This is a genomic window from Mycobacterium sp., assembly GCF_965230835.1.
Classification (GTDB): Bacteria; Actinomycetota; Actinomycetes; order Mycobacteriales; family Mycobacteriaceae; genus Mycobacterium.
This window is the reverse complement of record NZ_CBDDLW010000002.1, coordinates 2094032-2115406: the sequence shown is the minus strand read 5'-3', so window position 1 is coordinate 2115406 and position 21375 is coordinate 2094032. Positions and strand designations below refer to the sequence as shown.

General features: G+C 62.7%; 17 protein-coding genes. 9 read left to right on the top strand and 8 right to left on the bottom strand.

Going from position 1 to position 21375, the window contains the following annotated elements:
* Positions 1-24 precede the first annotated feature (24 nt).
* On the top strand, positions 25-774 hold the full coding sequence (locus ACO07W_RS10130) for a DUF2786 domain-containing protein (RefSeq protein WP_421842860.1): 750 nt from the start codon (positions 25-27) through the stop codon (positions 772-774).
* A complete protein-coding gene (locus ACO07W_RS10125) occupies positions 771-1280 on the top strand; it encodes a TIGR04338 family metallohydrolase (RefSeq protein WP_421842858.1) in 510 nt (169 codons plus the stop codon). The genes ACO07W_RS10130 and ACO07W_RS10125 overlap by 4 nt, the downstream gene beginning before the upstream one ends.
* Positions 1281-1437: 157 nt before the next feature.
* Here the strand turns inward: ACO07W_RS10125 and mymT are convergent, their stop codons facing one another.
* Together mymT and ACO07W_RS10115 are read right to left on the bottom strand one after the other, a co-directional pair.
* Positions 1438-1584: a metallothionein MymT gene (gene mymT, locus ACO07W_RS10120; protein ID WP_421842856.1), complete on the bottom strand. Its 147-nt coding sequence runs from the start codon at positions 1582-1584 to the stop codon at positions 1438-1440.
* A 219-nt stretch (positions 1585-1803) separates the two neighbouring features.
* Positions 1804-2265: a cupin domain-containing protein gene (locus ACO07W_RS10115; protein WP_421842854.1), complete on the bottom strand. Its 462-nt coding sequence runs from the start codon at positions 2263-2265 to the stop codon at positions 1804-1806.
* A gap of 495 nt (positions 2266-2760) precedes the next feature.
* Here ACO07W_RS10115 and ACO07W_RS10110 point away from each other — a divergent pair, with 495 nt between their 5' ends.
* Positions 2761-3201 (top strand): SPW repeat protein, encoded by a 441-nt coding sequence (locus ACO07W_RS10110; RefSeq protein ID WP_421842852.1) that lies wholly within the window; start codon positions 2761-2763, stop codon positions 3199-3201.
* 47 nt (positions 3202-3248) lie between these two features.
* On the opposite strand, the gene ilvD is transcribed toward ACO07W_RS10110, so the two are convergent.
* Positions 3249-4964, bottom strand: coding sequence for a dihydroxy-acid dehydratase (ilvD, locus tag ACO07W_RS10105; RefSeq protein ID WP_421842850.1), 1716 nt, complete (start codon positions 4962-4964; stop codon positions 3249-3251).
* Between the two features lie 172 nt (positions 4965-5136).
* On the opposite strand from ilvD, the gene ACO07W_RS10100 reads away from it, so the two are divergent.
* From ACO07W_RS10100 to ACO07W_RS10090, 3 genes are all read left to right on the top strand, one after another.
* Entirely contained in the window at positions 5137-5427 is a 291-nt protein-coding gene (locus tag ACO07W_RS10100) for a metal-sensitive transcriptional regulator (protein ID WP_421842848.1), read from the top strand.
* Positions 5428-5538: 111 nt separating this feature from the next.
* The gene (locus ACO07W_RS10095) at positions 5539-6813 is read left to right on the top strand and encodes an MFS transporter (protein WP_421842846.1); all 1275 of its coding nucleotides are present in this window, start codon (positions 5539-5541) and stop codon (positions 6811-6813) included.
* An 84-nt stretch (positions 6814-6897) separates the two neighbouring features.
* Positions 6898-7965 carry a L,D-transpeptidase gene (locus tag ACO07W_RS10090; protein ID WP_421842844.1) on the top strand — a complete coding sequence of 356 codons (1068 nt, stop codon included), beginning with the start codon at positions 6898-6900 and terminating at the stop codon, positions 7963-7965.
* Between the two features lie 416 nt (positions 7966-8381).
* Here ACO07W_RS10090 and ACO07W_RS10085 read toward each other — a convergent pair whose 3' ends face one another.
* Positions 8382-10376, bottom strand: a complete 1995-nt coding sequence (locus tag ACO07W_RS10085; RefSeq protein WP_421842842.1) for a M13 family metallopeptidase — start codon at positions 10374-10376, stop codon at positions 8382-8384.
* A gap of 41 nt (positions 10377-10417) precedes the next feature.
* On the opposite strand from ACO07W_RS10085, the gene ACO07W_RS10080 reads away from it, so the two are divergent.
* Positions 10418-11101: a hypothetical protein gene (locus tag ACO07W_RS10080; RefSeq protein ID WP_421842840.1), complete on the top strand. Its 684-nt coding sequence runs from the start codon at positions 10418-10420 to the stop codon at positions 11099-11101.
* Positions 11098-11787 (top strand): hypothetical protein, encoded by a 690-nt coding sequence (locus ACO07W_RS10075; protein WP_421842838.1) that lies wholly within the window; start codon positions 11098-11100, stop codon positions 11785-11787. Before ACO07W_RS10080 ends, ACO07W_RS10075 begins: the two co-directional genes overlap by 4 nt.
* On the opposite strand, the gene ACO07W_RS10070 is transcribed toward ACO07W_RS10075, so the two are convergent.
* The 3 genes from ACO07W_RS10070 to ACO07W_RS10060 all read right to left on the bottom strand — a co-directional run bounded on the left by ACO07W_RS10070 (position 11784) and on the right by ACO07W_RS10060 (position 17079).
* Complete coding sequence (locus ACO07W_RS10070) at positions 11784-12308, bottom strand: helix-turn-helix domain-containing protein (protein WP_421842836.1); 525 nt, start codon at positions 12306-12308, stop codon at positions 11784-11786. The two genes, ACO07W_RS10075 and ACO07W_RS10070, sit on opposite strands and share 4 nt — an antisense overlap.
* Positions 12305-15343, bottom strand: coding sequence for an MMPL family transporter (locus ACO07W_RS10065; protein WP_421842834.1), 3039 nt, complete (start codon positions 15341-15343; stop codon positions 12305-12307). The genes ACO07W_RS10070 and ACO07W_RS10065 overlap by 4 nt, the downstream gene beginning before the upstream one ends.
* Positions 15344-15831: 488 nt before the next feature.
* A complete protein-coding gene (locus ACO07W_RS10060; RefSeq protein WP_421842832.1) occupies positions 15832-17079 on the bottom strand; it encodes a lysylphosphatidylglycerol synthase transmembrane domain-containing protein in 1248 nt (415 codons plus the stop codon).
* A gap of 193 nt (positions 17080-17272) precedes the next feature.
* Here ACO07W_RS10060 and ACO07W_RS10055 point away from each other — a divergent pair, with 193 nt between their 5' ends.
* Entirely contained in the window at positions 17273-18439 is a 1167-nt protein-coding gene (locus tag ACO07W_RS10055; RefSeq protein WP_421842830.1) for an AI-2E family transporter, read from the top strand.
* On the opposite strand, the gene ACO07W_RS10050 is transcribed toward ACO07W_RS10055, so the two are convergent.
* Positions 18436-21333, bottom strand: coding sequence for an MMPL family transporter (locus ACO07W_RS10050; protein WP_421842828.1), 2898 nt, complete (start codon positions 21331-21333; stop codon positions 18436-18438). The genes ACO07W_RS10055 and ACO07W_RS10050 overlap by 4 nt on opposite strands.
* Positions 21334-21375: the final 42 nt, after the last annotated feature.

Below are 21375 nucleotides of genomic sequence, written 5' to 3'. Positions count from 1 at the left end.
GCGTGGCTTCGGTAGTTTGGCGCCATGGCCGACGATAAGGTCCTGGCTCGCATCGGTGCGCTGCTGCGCCAGGCTGAAGGCACCGACAACACGCATGAGGCCGACGCTTTTCTGAGCGCCGCGCAACGCCTGGCGACGGCCGCGTCCATTGACTTGGCCGTAGCTCGAACCCACGCGGCTGAGCGCTCGCGTGCTCAGACCCCGATCCAACGCACCATCACGATCGGCGTGGCGGGGACTCGCGGCCTTCGGACCTACGTACAGTTATTTGTGTTGATCGCATCGGCAAACGATGTGCGCTGTGACGTAGCGTCGAACTCCACGTTCCTCTATGCCTACGGGTTCACCGAAGATATTGACGCGACCCACGCCTTGTACGCGAGCCTGGTTGTTCAGATGGTGCGGGCATCGGATGCATATCTTGCCTCGGGGGCGCATCGGCCGACGCCCACAATAACCGCACGGCTCAACTTTCAATTGGCATTCGGCAGTCGAGTCGGTCAGCGGCTGGCCGACGCCCGCGATCAGACCCGACGTGATGCTGCAAAGGATAGTAGACGTACACCAGGTACTGCTATCGCCTTGCGGGACAAGGAGGTCGAGCTGAGCGACTACTATCGCAGCGCATCAAAAGCGCGCGGTACCTGGCGCGCGGCCAGGGCCTCGGCGGGCTATTCATCGGCGGCCCGTCGGGCCGGTGACCGGGCCGGACGGCGAGCGCGCTTGGCGAACAGCCCAGAATTGCCTGGGGTGCGGTCCGCCCTGGGCCGGTGACCGTCAACAACTCGCCTCGCGATTCCCGGCGGTCCAGGGTTTACGCGGCTGAGGAATTCGTGCGGACGCTGTTTGACCGCGCCGCCCAGCATGGGTCGTCCGCGGTCGAATTTTTTGGCACGCAGTTGACACTTCCACCCGAAGCCCGGTTTGGATCGGTTGCGTCCGTTCAAGGATATGTAGACGACGTGCTCCGGCTGCCCGCTGTGCAGCGCCATTGGCCCGCGGTGCCGCCGCTGCGAGTACGGGCGCGTCGGGCTGCCGGCGCGGCGCACTACGAAAATCGGAACGGCGTGGCCGTCATCGCTGTTCCTGGGCCGAGCTCGGACCACTGGGCGATGCGTGAACTGGTAGTGCTTCATGAAGTAGCCCACCACCTCTGCCAGGCGTCCCCGCCGCATGGCCCGGAGTTTGTGGCCACGATGTGCATGTTGGCCGAGTTGGTGATGGGTCCAGAACTTGGTCACGTGCTGCGGGTTGTGTATACACAACAGGGCGTCCGGTGATGCCCTCTGGCAACGGATGTGGGCGATCGAGTGGCGAACGCAAAAGGCAGATGAAGAGCGCTCTGCCCGGTCGTTGTGACTGAGTTGGCGGGTTGTGCGTTCGGCCGCCGACGAGTATTGGTCGAGGCGGCCCGAACGCTCGACCGGATAGCAAAATCTATTTGACGGGCCCCAATTCGTCACCGCAAGTGCAGCGGTACGCGGCGCCGGCGCCGGCGCAGTGACAGGGGACCTCAATGCGGACGCGACAGCCGCAGCCCTCGTGGCCGCAAGTCAGCAAAGTTCCAGCCTCGACGCTTGTCATTTGTTTCACCCTCTACTGTGTCCGGGACCGTAGTCCTCGTGATTGGCTGTGCTCGCGCCCGCTCGCGGGCAACATTCTCATAATACCCTCTACGGGTATCTGGTACAAGGATGCGAGGCGTCGTCGAGTGTCGAGCGGTTTTGGTGCGTGCGGTAGCGGCCTTCTCGTATGTGGCGCTGCGCCCGAGGCTTTGAGAGGACAGAGCGTGCGTGGTGCCGGTCAGTCGAAGGGGCAGCCGGGGTTAGGCATGTGTTGGGACAGTGGCATACCTGCGGGCTTGATGTAGATGAGCTCAAGGAGTACTGGGGTCGGGCCCAAGTTGCGGCCAGTATGTACGTCGTTTGCAGGCTCGGTGATCTGATCACCGGCTTGGTCGACGTGGCTTATCGAGCAGTCCGACGAGTAGCGGGTAAGCGTGCCCTGCTTGACCACGCCGATCGCAGTTCCATCGTGCCGATGCCATCCGGTGCTTCCGGCAGGTTCGATCGTGATCTCAGCGGTGATGTAATCGCGTCCCTCGTAAGACGATTCGGCAATCCGATGCACATGGACGCCGACGCTGGACCCGTAATTGTTCGGACCACCAGGGGTCGGGTCGGGGGCAGCTGGCGTAGCTGAGGTCTGCGTACACAACGACAGCGCCGCGGCGAGTGGAAGCGCCCAGAGGCGTCGGCAAAACATGAATCGCGGTTCCTATCGATCAGGTGTCACTGTCGGACTTTCGGGTGGCGTAAGCCAGGCAACGCTCGCGGCCAACGGTAGGGGCTGCCGGTGATGTCGGCGGCAGGCTGCCATCGACGAACAAAGTGTATAGGTCGTGTCCGGGAAGCCCGTGGTCAAGCCGGCGCGCTCACCGCTGGGCGGACTGCCGCGCGGCGTAGTGGAAAACGAGTATTCGGTCCACAGCCATTATGGCTGCGCGTCTTTGTCAAGCACCATATTCCGCGGCCGTACGCAGCGCCGCTAGCGCCCTGCGACTTCCTGTTCGGGTGCGCGGGCCCGGTGTCTTCGTGGCCGTACGTCGTGGGTCGACGGGGTCGGGTGGCATGGTTTCGGAGCCCATGCGCCGACCACGATTTTCGTTGCTGGCTTTGGGTAGGCGAGCGTAATCTTAGAGAAGATGGATGGTTTGCGGCGAGCCTTGGTGCTTGCTGCGTCACAGAAAGGTTGCCAATAATGAGTACAGTCCATTCATCGATCGATCACCACCCCGATTTGCTGGCGCTGCGCGCGAGCTATGAACGCGCGGCGGAGTCGACTAGGGCGCACTTCACCTTCGGGCTCGCCATGCTGTTGGGCCTCTATGTGGCTGCGGCGCCATGGATTGTTGGCTTCAGTGCGACGAGACAGCTGGTGTGGGCCGACCTCATCGTGGGGATCGCGGTTGCGTTCCTGGCGTACGGGTTTGCGTCCGCCCTGGACCGCACGCACGGTATGACCTGGACGCTGCCAGTGCTCGGCGCCTGGGTCTTTTTCTCGCCGTGGGTTGTGTCCGGGGTCACGGTCACTGCCGGCATGATGTGGTCGCATCTCGTTGCCGGTGCGGTGTTAACGGCTCTGGGCGTGAGTGCCAGCTACTTCGGCATGCGCACCCGGGCCGACGCGGTCAGTGGGTGAGTCCGAAGGTTGTTACGCAGAAGGCAGATTCACATTTGAGAATGCGCTCAGCCGCAGACCGCGCCGGTTGCGGCTGAGCTGACCAGCTTGACGTACTTGGCTAGTACGCCGGTGCTGTATCGCGGCGGCGGAGGCGTGAAACCCTTTTGCCGACTTGCGAATTCGTCCGGGTCTGCCAGTACGTCAAGTGACTGTTCGGCGACATCGAGTCGAATCTGATCGCCGTCTCGAAGGAATGCTATTGGACCGCCGTCGACCGCCTCGGGCGCGATATGGCCCACGCACAGACCGGTCGTTCCGCCGGAGAATCGTCCGTCGGTGAGCAGGAGTACATCTTTACCGAGTCCTGCGCCCTTGATCGCTCCCGTGATAGCGAGCATCTCGCGCATTCCTGGCCCACCCTTGGGTCCTTCGTAGCGAATCACTACGGCGTCGCCCTTCGTGATGGTGCCATCCTCCAGCGCGTCCAGCGCGGCCCGCTCTCCGTCGAAAACCCGAGCGGTTCCTTCGAAGACGTCGGAGTCGAAACCGGCTGATTTGACTACGGCGCCTTCGGGCGCCAGGGATCCGCGCAGGATCGTGATTCCGCCCGTGGGGTGGATCGGGTTGTTCAACGCGCGCAGCACCCGGCCGTCCGGGTCGGGCGGGGCAATTGCCGCCAGATTCTCGGCCATTGTCTGGCCGGTCACTGTCAGGCAGTCGCCATGCAGGAGGCCGGCGTCGAGCAGGGTTTTCATTATCACCGGGACGCCACCGATGCGATCGACGTCGATCATCACGTGGTGGCCGAACGGCTTGACATTGGCAAGATGCGGCACCCGCGATCCGATTCGAGTGAAATCGTCGAGTGACAGGGCGACGTTGGCCTCTTGGGCGATCGCCAGCAGATGCAACACCGCGTTCGTCGATCCGCCGAAGGCCATCACCACGGCTATCGCGTTCTCGAACGCCTCCTTGGTCAGGATGTCGCGGGCGGTGATACCGCGCCGCAGTAAGTCGACAACAGCCTGTCCGCTGCGGCGGGCGAACCCGTCGCGCCGGCGATCGGTGGCCGGCGGCGCCGCGCTGCCCGGCAACGACATGCCGAGTGCTTCGGCGGCGCTGGCCATGGTGTTGGCCGTGTACATGCCACCACACGCCCCTTCGCCGGGGCAGATGGCCCGTTCGATGGCGTCGACGTCTGCGCGCGGCATCAATCCGCGCGAGCAAGCGCCCACCGCCTCAAAGGCGTCGATAACTGTGACCTCACGCTCGGTGCCGTCGGAGAGTTTCGCGCGTCCGGGCAGGATGGTCCCGGCGTAGAGGAATACCGCCGCCAAGTCGAGCCGTGCCGCCGCCATCAGCATCCCTGGCAGAGATTTGTCGCATCCGGCCAGCAGAACCGAACCGTCGAGTCGCTCGGCCTGCATCACGGTTTCGACGCTGTCCGCGATCACTTCCCGCGAGACCAGCGAAAAGTGCATACCCTCATGGCCCATCGAAATCCCGTCGGAAACTGAGATGGTGCCGAACTCAAGTGGATAGCCGTCGGCCGAGAAGACGCCTTCTTTGACGGCCTTGGCCAGCCGGTCCAGCGAAAGATTGCAGGGCGTGATTTCGTTCCAGGACGATGCAACCCCGATCTGCGGTTTGGCGAAGTCTTCGTCGTCCATGCCTACCGCCCTGAGCATGCCCCGGGCGGCTGCCTTCTCTAGACCGTCAGTGACGTCACGACTGCGGGGTTTGACGTCAGCGGTGGGGGCTTTGGCGGCGGTTTTCGGCATCGCATCAGTATCCTCGCGGCGCCGGTGTCCTCAAAATCCCGGGTTCATACCCCGATAGGGTATAGGCTGGGAGGTTAAGGGCCGAGCCGCCTGGACGCGTTCGCGGATTTGCAGTTTTCATACGTTTGGACGAGTCCGCTTGTATGCAAATGTAGAGCTGGTTTGGGGAGAGATGGCAACCGCACACGGATATTCACAACAGAAGGACAATTACTCCAAGCGGCTTCGCCGCATCGAGGGACAAGTGCGCGGCATAGCCCGCATGATCGACGAGGACAAGTACTGTATCGACGTCCTTACCCAGATCAGCGCTGTCAATAACGCTTTGCGATCGGTGGCGCTGAACTTACTTGACGAACACCTGAGCCACTGCGTCACCCGCGCCGTCGCCGAGGGCGGCTCCGATGCCGACGGCAAACTTGCCGAAGCCTCAGCGGCTATCGCGCGTCTTGTTCGCTCCTGATCGCACGGGCGTGTTGAAACGCCCCTAGGCGTAAATGCCGTCGGTACGGTGGGTAGCTGCGCCCTCGTGCCAGGAATACCCCTATTTCTGGCCGGTACCGCTTCCGACGCCATGACTGCTGCAACAAAGACAACCCGCACCGCCGCACGAACGTGGACGCCACGGATCGCGGCGCAACTGGCCGTGCTGGCTGCTGCGGCGTTCATCTACGTCACCGCGGAAATCCTGCCGGTGGGAGCGCTGTCGGCGATCGCGCGTAATTTGCGCGTCAGCCTGGCTATGGTGGGGACGCTGTTGTCCTGGTACGCGTTCGTGGCTGCGGTGACGACCGTTCCGCTAGTGCGCTGGACCGCGCATTGGCCGCGTCGCCGAGTCCTGCTGGTCAGTCTGGTCTCATTGACGATCTCCCAGCTGATCTCGGCGCTGGCGCCAAACTTCGCGGTGCTAGCGGCTGGGCGGGTGCTCTGCGCGGTCACCCACGGGCTGCTGTGGTCGGTTATCGCCCCGATCGCAACCCGGCTGGTGCCACCTAGTCACGCGGGGCGCGCCACGACTTCGATCTATATCGGAACCAGCCTGGCGCTGGTGGTAGGCAGCCCGCTCACTGCTGTTTTGAGCTTGACGTGGGGCTGGCGGTTGGCGGCAGCGTGCATCACTGTCGCGGCTGCTCTTGTCACGGTCGCTGCACGTCTGGTGCTGCCGGAGATGGTGCTGACCGCAGAGCAGCTCAAACATGTCGGTCCCCGGGCCCGTCATCACCGCAACCCACTACTGCTGTCGGTAAGCCTGCTCACGATGGTGGCCGTCACCGGCCATTTCGTCTCCTACACCTATATCGTGGTCGTCATCCGCGATGTCGTTGGTGTGCGCGGACCGAATTTGGCCTGGTTGCTGGCCGTTTATGGCGCCGCCGGCCTGGTGGCTGTGCCCCTGGTTGCGCGTCCGCTAGACCGATGGCCAAAGGGGGCGGTTGTCTGTTGCCTCGCTGGGTTGACGGCCGCGTTCGGCCTGCTCACCGTGCTGGCGTTTGGTGGACAACCCGGCTCAGTGATGGCTCTCGTCGGGGTAGTGGCGATCGTTGTGTGGGGTGCGATGGCCACCGCCGTATCGCCGATGCTGCAATCCGCGGCGATGCGCAGTGGGGCTGACGACCCCGACGGGGCGTCGGGTCTGTATGTGATGGCTTTCCAAGTCGGCATCATGGGTGGATCGCTGGCGGGGGGACTGTTGTACGAGCGCAGTGCTGCGATGATGCTCAGCGCTTCCGCGGGACTGATGGCTGTTGCGGCACTGGGAATGGCGGCTACCCGGGCATGTTCGAGTTTGCCGCGGCAACCTCACACGACAATTAACACTGCAGTTCAACGTGGTCGGACGCAGTGTTGACCAGGTCTTCTGGGTCCGCTGAAGAGGTAGCTGGCGCCGGCGCTATGCCACACTGAATGCAGAAGGCGACTGGAAGGATGTGAGATGTCGCGCTGGACGAGGAGCCGGTCGAGGGCAAGTCTCTTCGCCGCTCTGAACGCAGCCGGAGTTGTTGCTGTGTTGGTGCTGAGCGCGGGTCCTGCTCTGGCGGACCCAGATCAGCCGCCCGGCGATCCAGGGATACTTCCTGCACCCGCTGGCCCGCCGCCGCCCGCAGTAGCGTTGCCGCCGCCAGCCCCGTTTGGGGCGCCGCCGCCACCGCCGCCGGTTCCGTTTGGGGCGCCGCCGCCACCGCCGCCGGTTCCGTTTGGGGCGCCACCGCCACCGCCACCGCCGCCGCCGTTGGCAATGCCGGCTGCAGCGGGTCCAGTTGCCGGACAAGATCCGACACCATTCATCGGCATACCTCCATTCCGACCCCCGACCTTCAATCCGATCGACGGTTCGATGGTTGGTGTGGCCAAGCCGATCATCATTAACTTCGAGGTGCCAATCGCCGACCAGGGAATGGCGGAACGGGCTATCCACATTTCGTCGATCCCGCCGGTGCCGGGCAAGTTCTACTGGATGACTCCGACGCAGGTGCGGTGGCGCCCGATCGACTTCTGGCCGGCCAACACCGCCGTTAACATCGATGCAGCCGGCACCAAGTCGAGCTTCCGGACCGGCGACTCACTGGTGGCGACCGCAGATGACGCCACACATCAGATGACGATCACCCGCAATGGGGTCGTGGAGAAGACCTTCCCGATGTCCATGGGTATGGCGGCCGGCAACCACCAGACGCCTAACGGCACCTACTACGTTCTTGAGAAGTTCCCCACGGTTGTGATGGATTCGTCGACGTATGGTGTTCCGGTCGACTCGGCGCAGGGCTACAAGGTGAAAGTGTCCAACGCCGTCCGGATCGACAACAGCGGAAACTTCGTGCACAGTGCTCCGTGGTCGGTGCGTGACCAGGGCAAGCGCGATGTGAGTCACGGCTGCATAAACCTGAGTCCGGCAAACGCCCAGTGGTTCTACGACAACTTCGGTAGCGGTGACCCTATCGTCGTGAAGAATTCGGTTGGGACCTACGACAATAACGACGGTGCTCAAGATTGGCAGATCTAGCTCACCTGCTCGGCCACGCTTCGGTTTCGCCGATGATCACGCGTAGGCCGTCTGGGCGGCCGCTTGGATTGCCTAAGGGGCCCGGCTCACGATGGTCGTGACCGATGATCTCGTCGCCACAAAAGTAGGCTGCCGTCAGATCCGTGAGTCTGTCCCGGTGCTTGCCTCAGGGCATCCGGCGACGGTTCTGTTTTGAGATGGACACCGCGGCGAACCTTTCCCCCGCTGAGCGCCAGCGGGGGAAAACTTTCGCTCTGAAAGCGCGCACTACTGTCAGGGTGTGCTCCTCTGTGCCCGCGCGCGCTGGAACAGCTGTTTGTCTCCCAGAGCCGAAACTTCTTGAGCAAAAGTAGAATCGCACACCCAGCACGAGTCAAACGGCCGAGTTCGTGTCCGTTTGTCGATGCCGAGCAAGCTTAGTTCCAGATCCTGACCCTGCTGTTGGGCTCCATGAACAAACTGTCGTCGCTGGTGACATCGAAGGCGGTGTAGAAGGCGTCCATGTTGCGTATCACGCCGTTACACCGGAATTCCGGCGGGGAGTGCGGATCTACGGCCAACCGCCGGATTGCTTCGGCGTCTCGCGATTTGGTTCTCCACACCTGTGCCCAGCCATAGAACACCCGCTGCACTCCGGTGAGGCCATCGATGACGGGCGCGGGTCTGTCGCCCAGCGACAACTGGTAGGCGAGCAGCGCGATTGAAAGCCCACCTAGGTCACCGATATTCTCGCCGACCGTGAATGCACCGTTCACCGGGTGGTCGCCGTCCAGACTCCGCGGCGTGTAAGCGTCGTACTGCTCGATCAAAGCTTTGGTGCGGGAGCCGAATTCGTTGCGATCGTCGTCTGTCCACCAGTCGACGAGATTGCCGTCACCATCGTACTTTGCGCCTTGGTCGTCGAAGCCGTGCCCGATCTCGTGTCCGATCACCGCACCGATTCCGCCGTAATTGGCAGCGTCATCAGCCTCGGCATCGAAGAACGGTGGTTGCAAAATCGCTGCTGGAAAGACGATTTCGTTCATTCCCGGGTTGTAGTAGGCGTTGACAGTCTGTGGCGTCATAAACCACTCGTCCCGGTCGACCGGGCCGCCGAGCTTGGCCAGCTCGCGATCGTGGTTGACCGCATAGCCGCGTTGATAGTTGCCGTAAAGATCGTCGCGGTCGATCGCCAGTTTCGAATAGTCTCGCCACCTGACTGGATAGCCGATTTTGGCAGTGAACTTGTTCAGCTTCGTCAACGCGCGCTCTCGTGTCTGCGGCGTCATCCAGTCAAGCTTGTCAATACTGATCCGGTAGGCTACTTGCAGGTTTTCGACCAGGGTATCCATGCGAGCTTTTGCCCCTGGCGGAAAATGTCTTTGCACGTAAAGTTTTCCGACGGCATCGCCCATGAGGCTCTCCACCAGTGACACGGCTCGTTTCCAGCGGTCACGGATCTGTTCGGTACCGGTCAGCCTGCGACCATAAAACTCGAAGTTTTCGGCAACAATCGCGCGGCTCAGCCACGGGGCGCGGGCACGGATCAAATTCCAACGCGCCCAATCCTTCCACACGTCGAAGGGCTCGCGGTCCCACAATGCGGCGAAGGCGGTGAGGTAATCAGGCTGGCGCACAACCAGTTCTGCCATCGCATCTGGCGTGCTGCCCAGTGCGGTCACCCAGCTGATCCACTCGAATCCCGGTGCTTCCGACTGTAGTTCGGCGAAGGTGCGCAGGTTGTAGGTTAGGTCTGCATCACGGCGCTTGACCACATCCCAGTGTGCGGCAGCGAGTTTAGTCTCCAGCGCAACGATACGGGAAGCTGTCTCGGAGTGGTCGTCGCTGTTGCCGCCGAACACCAGGCTGAACATTCGGGCGATATGTCCTGGGTAGGCAGCCAGCACGTGTGCGTGCTGCTCGTCGCGAAAATAGGACTCGTCAGGCAGCCCAATGCCGGACTGCGAGAAGTGCACCAGGTAGCGGGTCGAGTTTTTTGAATCGGTGTCCACGTAGAACCCGATGCCTCCGCCCATCCCGGTGCGTTGTAGGGCGCCAACTGCCGCGGCGAGGCCGCGGGAGTCCGGGCTGTTGTCGATCAACGCCAACTCGTCGAGCAGCGGCTGCACGCCTTTTCGCTCGACTGCCTCCTCGTCGAGGAAGCAGGAGTAGAGATCGCCCACGCGTTGCTCGTCAGTACCCGCCGCGGCTTGCTTGGAGCTGCTTTGGCTGACTTCGGCGATCAGTTCGCGTACCTGCTCTTCAGCCTGATCATGCAGGGCGCGGAACGCGCCGTCGGTTGCCCGATCAGCAGGTATGTCGTGTTCGGCCAGCCAACGGCCGTTGACGTGACCAAATAGGTCGTCTTGTGGTCGAGTGTTGTGGTCTATGTATCTCAGGTCGATCCCCGAGCGAATGGCCGCAGAAGTCACCCCGCTATCTTTTCATCTTCGCAGGGTGCAACGATCAGGCCATGCCTGACGGTGAAACCGAGCTGCCGGTCGCCCAAGACGCTGGTGATCCGGACAGAGGCGACAGAACCGTCGTGTCGGAGCCTTCGGAACCTGAGCACCCCGACCAGCCAGAGCCAGGGGCCTTTGGTGATGGAACTTTTTCCAGCTACGGGATCGCCTCGGCCCTTCTTGGTGTGCTGTCGGTCGCTGCCCTGGTTCTCGGCGTGCTTATCTGGCACGCGCACCGGCGCGATTCTGATGAGCGTGTCTACCTGACGCGAGTCATGCAGATCGCTGTCGATTGGACGGGTGTCTTGATCAATATGAACCCCGCGAACATCGACGAGAGCCTGCAGCGGTTGCACGACGGAACGGTTGGTGAACTCAATGCGGACTTCGACGCCGCTGTGCAGCCGTATCGGCAGGTGGTGCAGAAACTGCAGTCGCGAAGCGTCGGCCGGATTGAGTCAGTGGCGATTGACGCGGTGCACCTTGACTTGGACACTCACCCGGGCACTCCCCGGCCGGTGGTAATAACGAAATTGCCGTCGTTCGCAACCCGCACCGACTCAGTGATGGTGGTGGCGACCTCGGTCAGCGAGAATGTCGGCGCCAAGCCACAGACGGTGCACTGGAACTTGCGGCTTGACGTATCTGATGTGGACGGTCGGCTGATGGTCTCCAAATTGGAGTCGATCCGATGAGAAACGTGTGGCGGCTTGGCGTGTTCGACATCCTGGCGCCGCTGGCTTCGATCGCGGCGCTACTGGCAATCGGTGTCGTACTCGCCTGGCCGTTGTGGTGGGTGTCAGTGTGCTCGGTGCTGGTGTTACTGGTCGTCGAAGGCGTTGTGGTCAATTTTTGGCTGCTGCGCCGGGATTCGGTGACCGTCGGTACCGACGATGGTGCGCCGGGGCTGCGCCTAGCTGTCGTTCTGCTATGTACGGCTGCCATAGGGGCGGCGGTGCTGACAGGGTATGCCCACTGGACGACGCCGGATCGCGACTTCACCAGGAACTCCCAGGAGGTTGTGCAGGTCGCTACCGGGATGGCTGAGGCAGCGGCCTCGTTCTCCCCGGGGGCCCCGTCGGCGGCGGTCGACCGTGCCGCGGCGATGATGGTGCCGGAACACGCGGGTGCGTTCAAGAAGCAATACGCCAAGTCGACCGCCGATTTAGCGCAGCGCGAGGTCACCGCGCACGCCGCCACGCTGGCGGCCGGCGTCGAGGCCATCGGGCCGTCGGCGGCCAGTGTGGCGGTGATCTTACGGGTTACCCAGAACATTCCGGGTCAGCCGAGCAGCCAAGCGGCACCCGCCTTGCGGGTGACGATGACCAAGCGTGGTGGCGACTGGTTGGTGCTCGACGTCGCGCCACTCAATTCCCGCTAGTCGGTGTCCGTCGGGCGGGTAGATCTGACCTTGACGAACCGGTCCGACAATCGACGCATTCGGATCATCAGTGACGCAGATGGGCTGGTACTGCCGCTGAGGTAGCTGGCCAGGTCATCTTCGGCAACCCCGAGACGCGAGGCAAATTCTTGCTGTCCGAGGCCGGAGCGATCCATAAGTAACTGCACATGGCGGGCCACCTCGGTGCGCTCGTCGGCCTCCAGGTGAGTGCGGGCGCGGTCCAGCACCTTCGACAGTGCTTTGGAGATGCCATAGGGCCGCGCGCCATCGAGGACTTCTTCGACCTGGCGGGCTGTCCGACCGTATGGGTCACGCTTAATCGCTACAGCAATGCGTTTCCAGGTGGCTATGTTGCCGCTCTGCAGGGCTGAGCGGATGGCCGCGGTAGGCCAAAACTCGACCGGCTGGTCAGGATCGACACCCAGTTCGCTCGATTCGGGTCTTCGTCCGAAAGCGGGCGGCTGAGGCGGTCCGGGCCGTCGGTCGGTCGTCAACGTCACCTCGCCTCCTCCAGCATTGCTACGGCTACGGCCAGGCACCGCTGCCTGACTTCTTCCCAGCTCGCCCCCGCGTTGGCTTCGGCCCAGTCGTCCGTTAGGTCGCACGGATGGGGATCTGCCAGCCGACGCACCAACTGGGTGGCCATTCCTTGCCGCCTGGCTGGTTGACCACAGTAATACCTGTCCATCGCGGCTAGCACCACGGCGACGGTGCCCGCTTCTATCGTCTCCACCATGTCAGCAAATTCGATGTAGTCGCGGCTGCTGTTACGGCACATGAGCAGATAGCTCTTGAGACGCAATGTCTCTGCACCAGTGGGGATGAGAAGCCGGTCGCCGGTGGGAAGTTGGACGGTGGTGGTCTCTACCGGGCTGCGCCGCCGGTAATGGGGTTCTCTGCGCCTGGTTTCCGAGAATCCAAGGCTTCCTTTCCCCGATGCGTTGGCTTCCAGCGCCTCGATGGCGACCGCAAGTCGGCTGCGCCACAGTGTGACCGGATGAAGCGGATGCTCGCCCCGCGGAATCGCGCGGGCTACGCCATTGCGGTAGGTGAGGTCGACGACTTTCCTGGCCGCGGAGTGGGCATCGGTGGCCGCCTTCGATTCAGCCTGGAAGGCGCGCGTAGGTGGCGAGGTATCACATTTTTCTTGTCGGTGATGCCGCTGCCGGGAGTTCGGAACGGACTGGGTGCCGTTGTCGCCGCATCCAGCGAAGACAAGTGGGTCGGCAACACAAATCGCGTCCGGTGCGAGGTGCTTGAGTTTGGCGGCCGACTTGATCACCATCCGCAGGTCGGCGCTTGACGGCATTGCTTTGGTCAGGTGGTCCGGGATGACCATCACGTTGTCGAGGTCCACAGCTGGCAGCGGTTTCTCGAAGTCAACCGCCGGCAACACCCGGGCCATCCATCGAGGCAGCCACCAGTTCCACTTGGCGAACATCGCCATCAGCGCCGGCACCAAGATCAGCCGCACGATAGTGGCGTCAACGGTAATCGCTACTGCGCAGGCCACGCCGATCTCGGCGACCAATGGCATGCCCGCGAACGCGAACCCGCAGAATACCGCGATCATGATCAGTGCAGCACTCGTGATCGTGCGTGCGCTCGTGCTTACTCCGTAGGCGACGGCATCGCGGGTGCGGCCGGTCCGCAAGAAGCGCTCCCGGATTCGGGTGAGCAAGAAAATCTCGTAATCCATGGACAACCCGAACGTCATCGCTAGCACCAGCGGCGGCACAGTGCTATCGATCGAACCCAGCGGCGCAAAGCCGAGGTTCTCGGCCCAGCCCCACTGGAACACCATCACCAGGCTGCCGTAGGCGGCGGCCACGGACAGCAGGGTCATCAGAACACCCTTGAGCGCCAGCACGACGGAGCGAACCGAGAGAAGCAGCATCAGAAACGCGATCGATGCCACGAACAGCAACACCAGTGGTTCAGTCTTGGACACCCGGTCGTCGAAGTCTTTGATCAGTGCGGTCGAGCCGCCGACGTTGATGTCCGCGGAATCTATATCGGGAACCTGGGGCAGGTGCGCCCGCATCCAGTTGACGGTCTGGCGGGCGCCCAGGTCTTCGGGATCGATCGAAAGCACGGCGCTGAGTAGAACTCGGCTGCCATCTTCGGAAATTTCTGGAGGCGCCACCGACGCGACATTGGGTGCTTGCGTCATTTCGTGACGGATCGCGGCAATTGCCCGGGTATGGGTGGGCGATGATGCTCGGGTATCGGCGCCGCGCGGAAATGAGACCAGCACCTGCACTGGACCGAGGGCCCCGGGTCCCAATGCCTGGGCGGCCGCCGCGACTCCCGCACGGATCTCGTGTGATGAATCGAACTGGTGCAGCAAACTATTGCCCAGCACCATCGATGCCGCCGGTGCAGCTATCGCGATCAGGGCGGTCGATGCTGCCAGCGTCGATATCCATGGTCGGCGCATCACCCACCCGACCCAACGCAGCCAGAACCGGGATTGGGTGCTTTCCGGCCGACGCGACCAGTGCAGCAGCGGCGACCTTTTGGCGGCCGCTCGAGCGAATGTTGCCAGCACGGCGGGTGTCAGTGTGGTCGCGGTCAGCATCGCGATAGCTACTGCGAGTATCGCGCCGGTGGCCATCGATTCCAGGGCCGGGGTCTTGATCAAGTAGATGCCGGTGAGCGATGCGATAACAGTCAGTCCGGACAACACCACGGCGAGGCCGGAAGTGCCCATCGCGGCATCAACGGCTTCGCGTGGCTGGCGGCCAATGCGCAGTTCCTCGCGGAAGCGCATCAGGATGAATAGGGAGTAGTCGACGGCGAGCGCGATGCCGAACATCGACACCGTCGATGTGACGAACACCGACATGGTGGTGTGCATCGACAACAGGTAAACCAGGCCCATGGTGACTGCCACCGTGGTGACAGCGAGGGCAAGGGGGATCGTCGCGGCGGCCAGCGAGCCGAATACCGCCAGCAAGACGATCAGGATGATTGGCAGGTTCCAGTGTTCGGCGTCGGCGATGTCGTGCTTGGTGCTTGATGCGGCGGCAGCGGAGAGGGCGCCCTGGCCGATGACGTGGAGACGTACTCGGTCGTTTGAGGTTTTTCCGGGCTGGTCACCTCTTACGCCGACCTTTTGGCGTAGTTTCTTGGCCACGTCGCTGGTACCCGAGTTACGGGAATCCAGTCGCAGCGACACCACATAGGGCCGGTCAGGTCGGGGGGGACGTTGGGTGGGGTTAGGCGCTACCGTTACGCCCGGCAGCTGGCTGGCAATGTCTCTAAGCATGGCGACAGCGCCGTTTATGTCCTCGTAGGTAGCGTCCGGGCGGGGGACTGCTACCAGGGCTAAAGAAGGCGCGCTCTGGTTAGGATAGTGGGCGGCGAGTTGATCATGAACCAGCAGCGACTGCGAGCCGGCTACTTCGAAACCTCCGCCGGTCAGGTTTCCTGACTGCGTTATCGCCAGATAAGTGGCCGGTACCAATGCCAGCAGCCAGCCCGTGAAGACCAACCAGCGAAATCTGCGCAGGTTGCGGCTTAGGCGCATCATGAACTGCTGGATTTCCGACTCCCCGTTCTGCTCGCGCGGGCGTGCCCGTGAGCCTACCGCAGCGCATCAGCGCCAACACCACCTATCGGTCGCTGAGCTGCGCTGATGCCGATTTTGCGAAGACGATTCCGGGGTGGCCGTGAATGTCAAGTCGAATCGAGATATCGCAGCGTTGGAGTTCGCGGCGCCGAGGTCGGAGGTAGCGGGATATGTAATGGCAACCGCAGAGGGTCGGGGAGCCCGGTGACTGGTTGGCCACCGATTGCAGTCGTTTGCCAGCCGCGGATTAGGGCAGGCGTTACCGGTTTTGCGCCCGCCGCGCTGGCCGTGGCCCCGGACACCCGCGGTCTGGGGAATCTGTTCACCGCAGACATGTGGCCGGTGTGCGGCTGGCGCGCGATCTGGTTTGCCTGAACGGGCCGACGCCAGGCTCGGCTCGATCGCATAGCGACGGCCGCTGGAGCGGCCAGAAACAACGCGCGTGGCGTTTACCGGGCTTGCCGGTGCTGGCGTTGTGCATTCCGATCAGACGGTGGCAACGGCGCCTGGAGGGCAGTCGCGGCCATATCCACGTAGCGTCTGCCATGCGCTTGGGCATTTAGGTCGATCACCGGGGCAATTGCCGGGTCAGTGGCCGGATCCGATATCGGGTCTATCGCCGGATCAGTTACTGGTTCAGCTTCCAAAGAGGCCGAATCGGATGTGTTTTCGGCGCGGAACATGAAGAAAAACACCACCCAACCGATGGCGGCGATGAGCAACCAGCTGATCAGGCGGTAGATCAGCATCGCAGAGATGGCGCTGGACAGTGACATGCCGCTGGATACCAGCCCCGGCACCAGCACCGCCTCAACGACCAACAGTCCGCCCGGCATCAGCGGTATCGTGCCGACCGTTCGAGCCGCTGCGTAGGCGACCATCAAACCCGCTAACGAAGCGTGGTCGCCAGCTGCGTATGCGGCAAAGCCTAGGCAAGCAACATCGGCGATCCAGTTGAAAAGTGACCAACTGAACGCCACGCCCAGGGTGCGTCGGCTCAGGCTGACCGACTCAAGTTGCATGAGTGTCTGGCGCCACTTATCCAGCCCCGCGTCGGCCGGCCTGCCGCGAATCGAGTTCACCCATGCCAGAACCCGGCTGCCGATCCCGTCGATCAGCTCCGGTCGCGACGCCACCGCCTGGGCCAGCAGCAGCAGCGCGACGAAACCACCCAGCGTGAACAGCAACGAGAAGGGGTTGTTCTTAGCGCCGAGGAGAAACGCGCCACCCAGCCCGAGCAACGCCAACCCGACCGCCTGCAGCACACCTGACATCACTAGTTGCCACGACGCCACCACGGTCGAAGCGCCCCAGATGCGTTGTTGGCGAAGTAGGAATGTCGCCGACAGCACCGGCCCACCCGGCAATGTGGTGCTCAACGAATTGGCGGCGTAGAAAGCGGCCTCGGATCGGAGTTGCTTGACGTGGACCCCGGCGGATTTCAGCAGAGTGCGCTGGATCTGGGCGAAGCTGTGCATTGATGCGGCCGCAGCAAGCACTGCGGCGAGCAGCCACCACAATTTCGCCTCGAACAAGCTTTTCCAGGCCATGGCAAGTTGGTTCCAACCGAGGGCCACTTCGACGGCGAGTACGATTGCGACGACGCCGAGGATCGCCCATCGCACCCACCAGTATTTGCCGCGCGGAGTATCCTCACCTCGGTAGCTGAGGTTGCGGGCAGTAGCGTCATATGACACGTGGATTAGGGTAACCGTGCAGGTGGCGCCGTAATCGCCGGGCGGCGCCGAACGTTTCAGGCTCGTTCTGAGGTCGTAACCGGATCGTGCTGGCCGCTATGAATCTGATATGGCCACGGGTGTGGTGTCTGGGTAATCCTGGACCGGATTGAGTTCGACTTGAGTCAGCGCCACGTCCAGTTACGCTTGCCCAGTGTCGGCAAGCCTCGATGACGCTTCAGTCGAACCCTTGGTCCGCAGAACCGCTGCGTGGGCGTGGCGCCTGCTGGTCATCCTAGGTGCGGTGGTCGCGCTTCTGTGGGTTCTCAAACAGCTTGAGATAATTGTCGTTCCAGTGTTGCTGGCCTTGATGATCAGCGCGTTGCTGGTGCCGGCAGTTGACTGGATCGACCGGATGGGCGTGCCCCGCAGCGTGGCGGTGGCTGTCGTCTTGCTTAGCGGGTTTGCGATTCTGGGCGGCATTCTGACGTTCGTTGTCAGCCAGTTCATCGTGGGCATGCCCGATCTGGTGGAACAGATGACCCGCAGTATCGACTCCAGCCGAAAATGGCTTATTGAGGGGCCGGCGCATCTGCGCGGTGAACAGATCGACAATGCGGGTAACGCCGCAATACAGGCGTTGCGGGACAATCAAGAGAAGTTGACCAGCGGTGCTCTGTCCACCGCCGCTACCATCACTGAGCTGGTCACGGCAGCGTTTCTGACGCTTATTACCTTGATCTTCTTCCTCTACGGCGGCCGCGGCATCTGGCGATACGTCACCAAGATCATCCCCAGTCGCGTACGGCACAAGGTGGCTGAGGCGGGGCACGCCGGGTACCAGTCGCTGATCGGTTATGTGCGGGCAACGTTCCTGGTAGCCCTGACTGATGCGGCTGGAGTCGGCGCCGGCTTGGCGATCATGGGTGTGCCGCTGGCGCTGCCGCTGGCCTCGGTAGTTTTCCTCGGTGCATTTATCCCGCTGGTGGGTGCGGTAATCGCGGGGTTTCTTGCGGTGGTGGTCGCGCTGCTGGCAAAAGGCATCGTCTACGCGTTGATCACCCTGGGTCTGCTCATCGCGGTGAACCAGCTGGAAGCCCACCTGTTGCAACCGTTGGTAATGGGTCGCGCGGTCGCGCTTCACCCGTTGGCGGTAGTGCTGGCGATCGCCACCGGAGGTGTTCTCGCCGGGATCGTTGGAGCTTTGCTGGCCGTGCCGGCGGTCGCCTTCCTCAACAACGCGATGCAGGTGCTGCTGACCGAGGAGCCGGTAAGCGTCGATGCCCAGCAGCAGGAACTCGCGGTCGCTGCGGCCGCGAATTCAGAACCGCCCGAGTGCGGCGCTGACGATATCGTTGCGCACGACGTTGAGGAGCGTTAAAGCCGGCCTTCGCGGCGCAACAGGTCCTGGGCGCTGAGCCCGCCGCCAACTCGGCGGCGCGGACGCGTCTTATCGGTGCCGTTTTCGCCGTTCCCGTGTGCATTGATCTGCTCGGTGGCCGCGTCGGAGTCCGAACCTGGCGAGGCGTGCGGCCGTGAAATCGGGAGCGCCTTGGTCGTATCGGCCGGATCGCTCGCAGTGTCGCTGGAACGGTTCGCTGGAATCGGAATGGCCCGGGTTTGACCGTCGGACGGGGCGGGCAGAGGGGTCTTGGACGGTGCCGACGGGCGTGCTGGGGCAGGCGACGACCCTACCCGCTTGGCGTTGCCCGAACTACCCGACTGCCCTGTGCCCGGCGCGGCGAGGCGGGTTGTCGGTGTTTCCGCAGACGGGCTAGGCCGATTCGTAGTCCTCGCGGTGTTTGCGCCAGACGATGCAGCCGGTGTATCCGGGTTGGACCTGCCCTTGGGGAGGCTGGCCGGGCTTGAGCGCGTCAGCCGAGGTGACTCGGACGCGGCCGGACGGGCGGTTTCGCGCGGTGAACGTGGCGTCAGGGCAGCTGGGCGCGATGTGCCCGGCGGTTGCGGCGAACTCCCGTTGCTGACGGGGCGCTTGCGCTCGTCGGGTAGGTGAATCTCGCCCAGCCCCATCCGGGTCTGGACGCGTCTCATCCAGCGCGGAGCCCACCAGCAGTCGTCGCCGAGCATCTTCATCACCGATGGCACCAGGAACATTCGCACCACGGTCGCGTCGAGTAGCAGGGCGGCCATCAACCCGAAGGCCAGATACTTCATCATCACCAGGTCGGAGAACACGAACGCGCCAGCGACCACTGCGACAATCAACGCTGCGGCAGTGATGATGCGGCCAGTCGTCGCCGTGCCGATCCGGATTGCCTCCTGGGTCGACATCCCGCGCTCGCGTGCCTCGACCATCCGCGACACCAGGAATACCTCATAGTCGGTGGATAGGCCGAAGACCAGCGCGATAATTAGCCCGATGACCGGCGCGGTCAGCGGTGTCGGAGTGAAGTTAAGCCACCCTGCGAAATGGCCGTCGACGAATATCCAGGTCAAGATGCCCATGGTGGACCCGAGGGTCAGAGCACTCATCAGGGTGGCTTTGATGGGCAACACAACAGAGCCGAACGCGAGGAACATCAACAGGATGGTGGTGGTGAGCAAGATGAGCACCATCAAGGGCATCTTCGCGAACAAGCCATGGATCGAGTCGAGTTCTAGCGCCGGAGTGCCCCCGACTAGCACCTTAATTCCCATAGGTGGCGTGATTGCGCGTAGCTCGGCGAGCTTCTTCGATGCTTCAGCTTGGTTGATCAGCCCGTTCTGCAGGACTCGCACGGACGGATCCTTCGAAGCGCCTACCGCGTACGTGCGCTCCTGCCACATGCTGTCGCGATTGTTGTCGGGGACAATGAACCCGCTGATCGCCATCGCTTTGCTGCGGATGTCTGCGATCTGTTGGTCGGTGACCGGCTCATCGTTGGTCGACTGGATGACCAGCGTGAACGGGTTGGTGCGGTAACCCGGGAAGAGTTTGTCGAATTGCTCCTGCGCCTGGCGCACCGGGTTGGTCGGCGGTAGGTACTTCTCGCTGATTCCGCCCAATGAGAGTTTGCCCACCGGAATGATCAGCAAGATCATGCCGATAATGATCGGCGTGGCGAACAACACTGGCCGCTTCATCACCCGGTTGACCAGGTCGCCCCAGAAACCGGCCTCGACCTCCTCGCGGGTTTTGGTTCGCTGCAGACGGTCGGCCAGCCACGTCAACACGGCGGCTGAGACTTTCCAATTCCGTAGGAAGGGCACCCGGAACAAGGTCTGGACGCCGAGCGCGTCGACGTGTCTGCCGAGAATCGCCAGGCAAGCAGGCAAAACCGTGATGGACAGGATTGCAGAAAGCATCACTGACGCGATCGTGGCGTAGGTCAGCGATTTCAGGAAGCCTTGCGGGAACAGCAGCAGACCGATCGCCGACGCGACGATCAAAACCGCGGAGAACGTCACCGTGCGTCCAGCGGTAATCACCGTACGCCGGACAGCCGTTTCGGTGTCGTAGCCCTCGGCGATCTCTTCTCGGAACCGGCTAACGATGAAAAGCCCATAGTCGATTGCGATACCTAGACCGATCAGCGACACAACTGGCTGGGCGAAGTAGTGCACCGGACCGAAGACAGCGATCAACCGCATGATGCCTAGCGCGCCGGCAATACACAGGCCGCCGACCATCACCGGTAGGCCGGCCGCGATCACGCCACCGAACACGAAGAACAGCACGACCGCGACCAACGGGAGCGCCAGCACCTCCATACGCTTTTGGTCGGTGGCGATGGTTCCTGTCAAACCTTCGGCCACCGGTTCGAGCCCGGCGAGTTGGACAGTGCCACCGTCGAGCTTCTGCAGATCCGGCACGATGGCCTTGTAGTTGTTGAGAATGGTGTCATCATCTTCGCCCTTGAGCGGGATGGACACGAAGGTGTACTTCTTGTCTTCGGTGGCCATTCCCTTCACCACGGCGCTGGTCGTGTTAGGCGCGCGTAGGTAGCCGGCCCATCCCATGACCTGGTCGGGGTGGTCGTTCTTGAATTGGTTCAGCTCGTCGACGACCTTCTTGGACCAGGCCGGGTCGTTGACGGTCTTGCCGTCCGGGGCGTGGAAGATCGCGACGATATGTCCGCTTCGGTCTCGGCCGTAGACTTCGTCGCCCAGTACAGATGCCTCGACGGACTGACTGCCGTCGTCGTAGAAACCGCTCTGCGTGACGTGCGAACCCAGGCTCAGCCCGAACGCACCGCCGCCGAGGCTCAGGGCCACCATGACCCCGATTACTATGTACCGGTAGCGGTACACAGCTCGACCCCACCAGGCGAACACGTGATCTCCTTACTGGATCGTTGCCGACCCGCGCATTGCTTT

Excerpts from the sequence above, each read along its gene's own strand:
- ACO07W_RS10130 (WP_421842860.1), top strand. The coding sequence starts at position 25 with ATGGCCGACGATAAGGTCCTGGCTCGCATCGGTGCGCTGCTGCGCCAG.
- mymT (WP_421842856.1), bottom strand. The coding sequence starts at position 1,584 with ATGACAAGCGTCGAGGCTGGAACTTTGCTGACTTGCGGCCACGAGGGC.
- ACO07W_RS10115 (WP_421842854.1), bottom strand. The coding sequence starts at position 2,265 with ATGTTTTGCCGACGCCTCTGGGCGCTTCCACTCGCCGCGGCGCTGTCG.
- ACO07W_RS10110 (WP_421842852.1), top strand. The coding sequence starts at position 2,761 with ATGAGTACAGTCCATTCATCGATCGATCACCACCCCGATTTGCTGGCG.
- ilvD (WP_421842850.1), bottom strand. The coding sequence starts at position 4,964 with ATGCCGAAAACCGCCGCCAAAGCCCCCACCGCTGACGTCAAACCCCGC.
- ACO07W_RS10100 (WP_421842848.1), top strand. The coding sequence starts at position 5,137 with ATGGCAACCGCACACGGATATTCACAACAGAAGGACAATTACTCCAAG.
- ACO07W_RS10095 (WP_421842846.1), top strand. The coding sequence starts at position 5,539 with ATGACTGCTGCAACAAAGACAACCCGCACCGCCGCACGAACGTGGACG.
- ACO07W_RS10090 (WP_421842844.1), top strand. The coding sequence starts at position 6,898 with ATGTCGCGCTGGACGAGGAGCCGGTCGAGGGCAAGTCTCTTCGCCGCT.
- ACO07W_RS10080 (WP_421842840.1), top strand. The coding sequence starts at position 10,418 with ATGCCTGACGGTGAAACCGAGCTGCCGGTCGCCCAAGACGCTGGTGAT.
- ACO07W_RS10075 (WP_421842838.1), top strand. The coding sequence starts at position 11,098 with ATGAGAAACGTGTGGCGGCTTGGCGTGTTCGACATCCTGGCGCCGCTG.
- ACO07W_RS10065 (WP_421842834.1), bottom strand. The coding sequence starts at position 15,343 with ATGATGCGCCTAAGCCGCAACCTGCGCAGATTTCGCTGGTTGGTCTTC.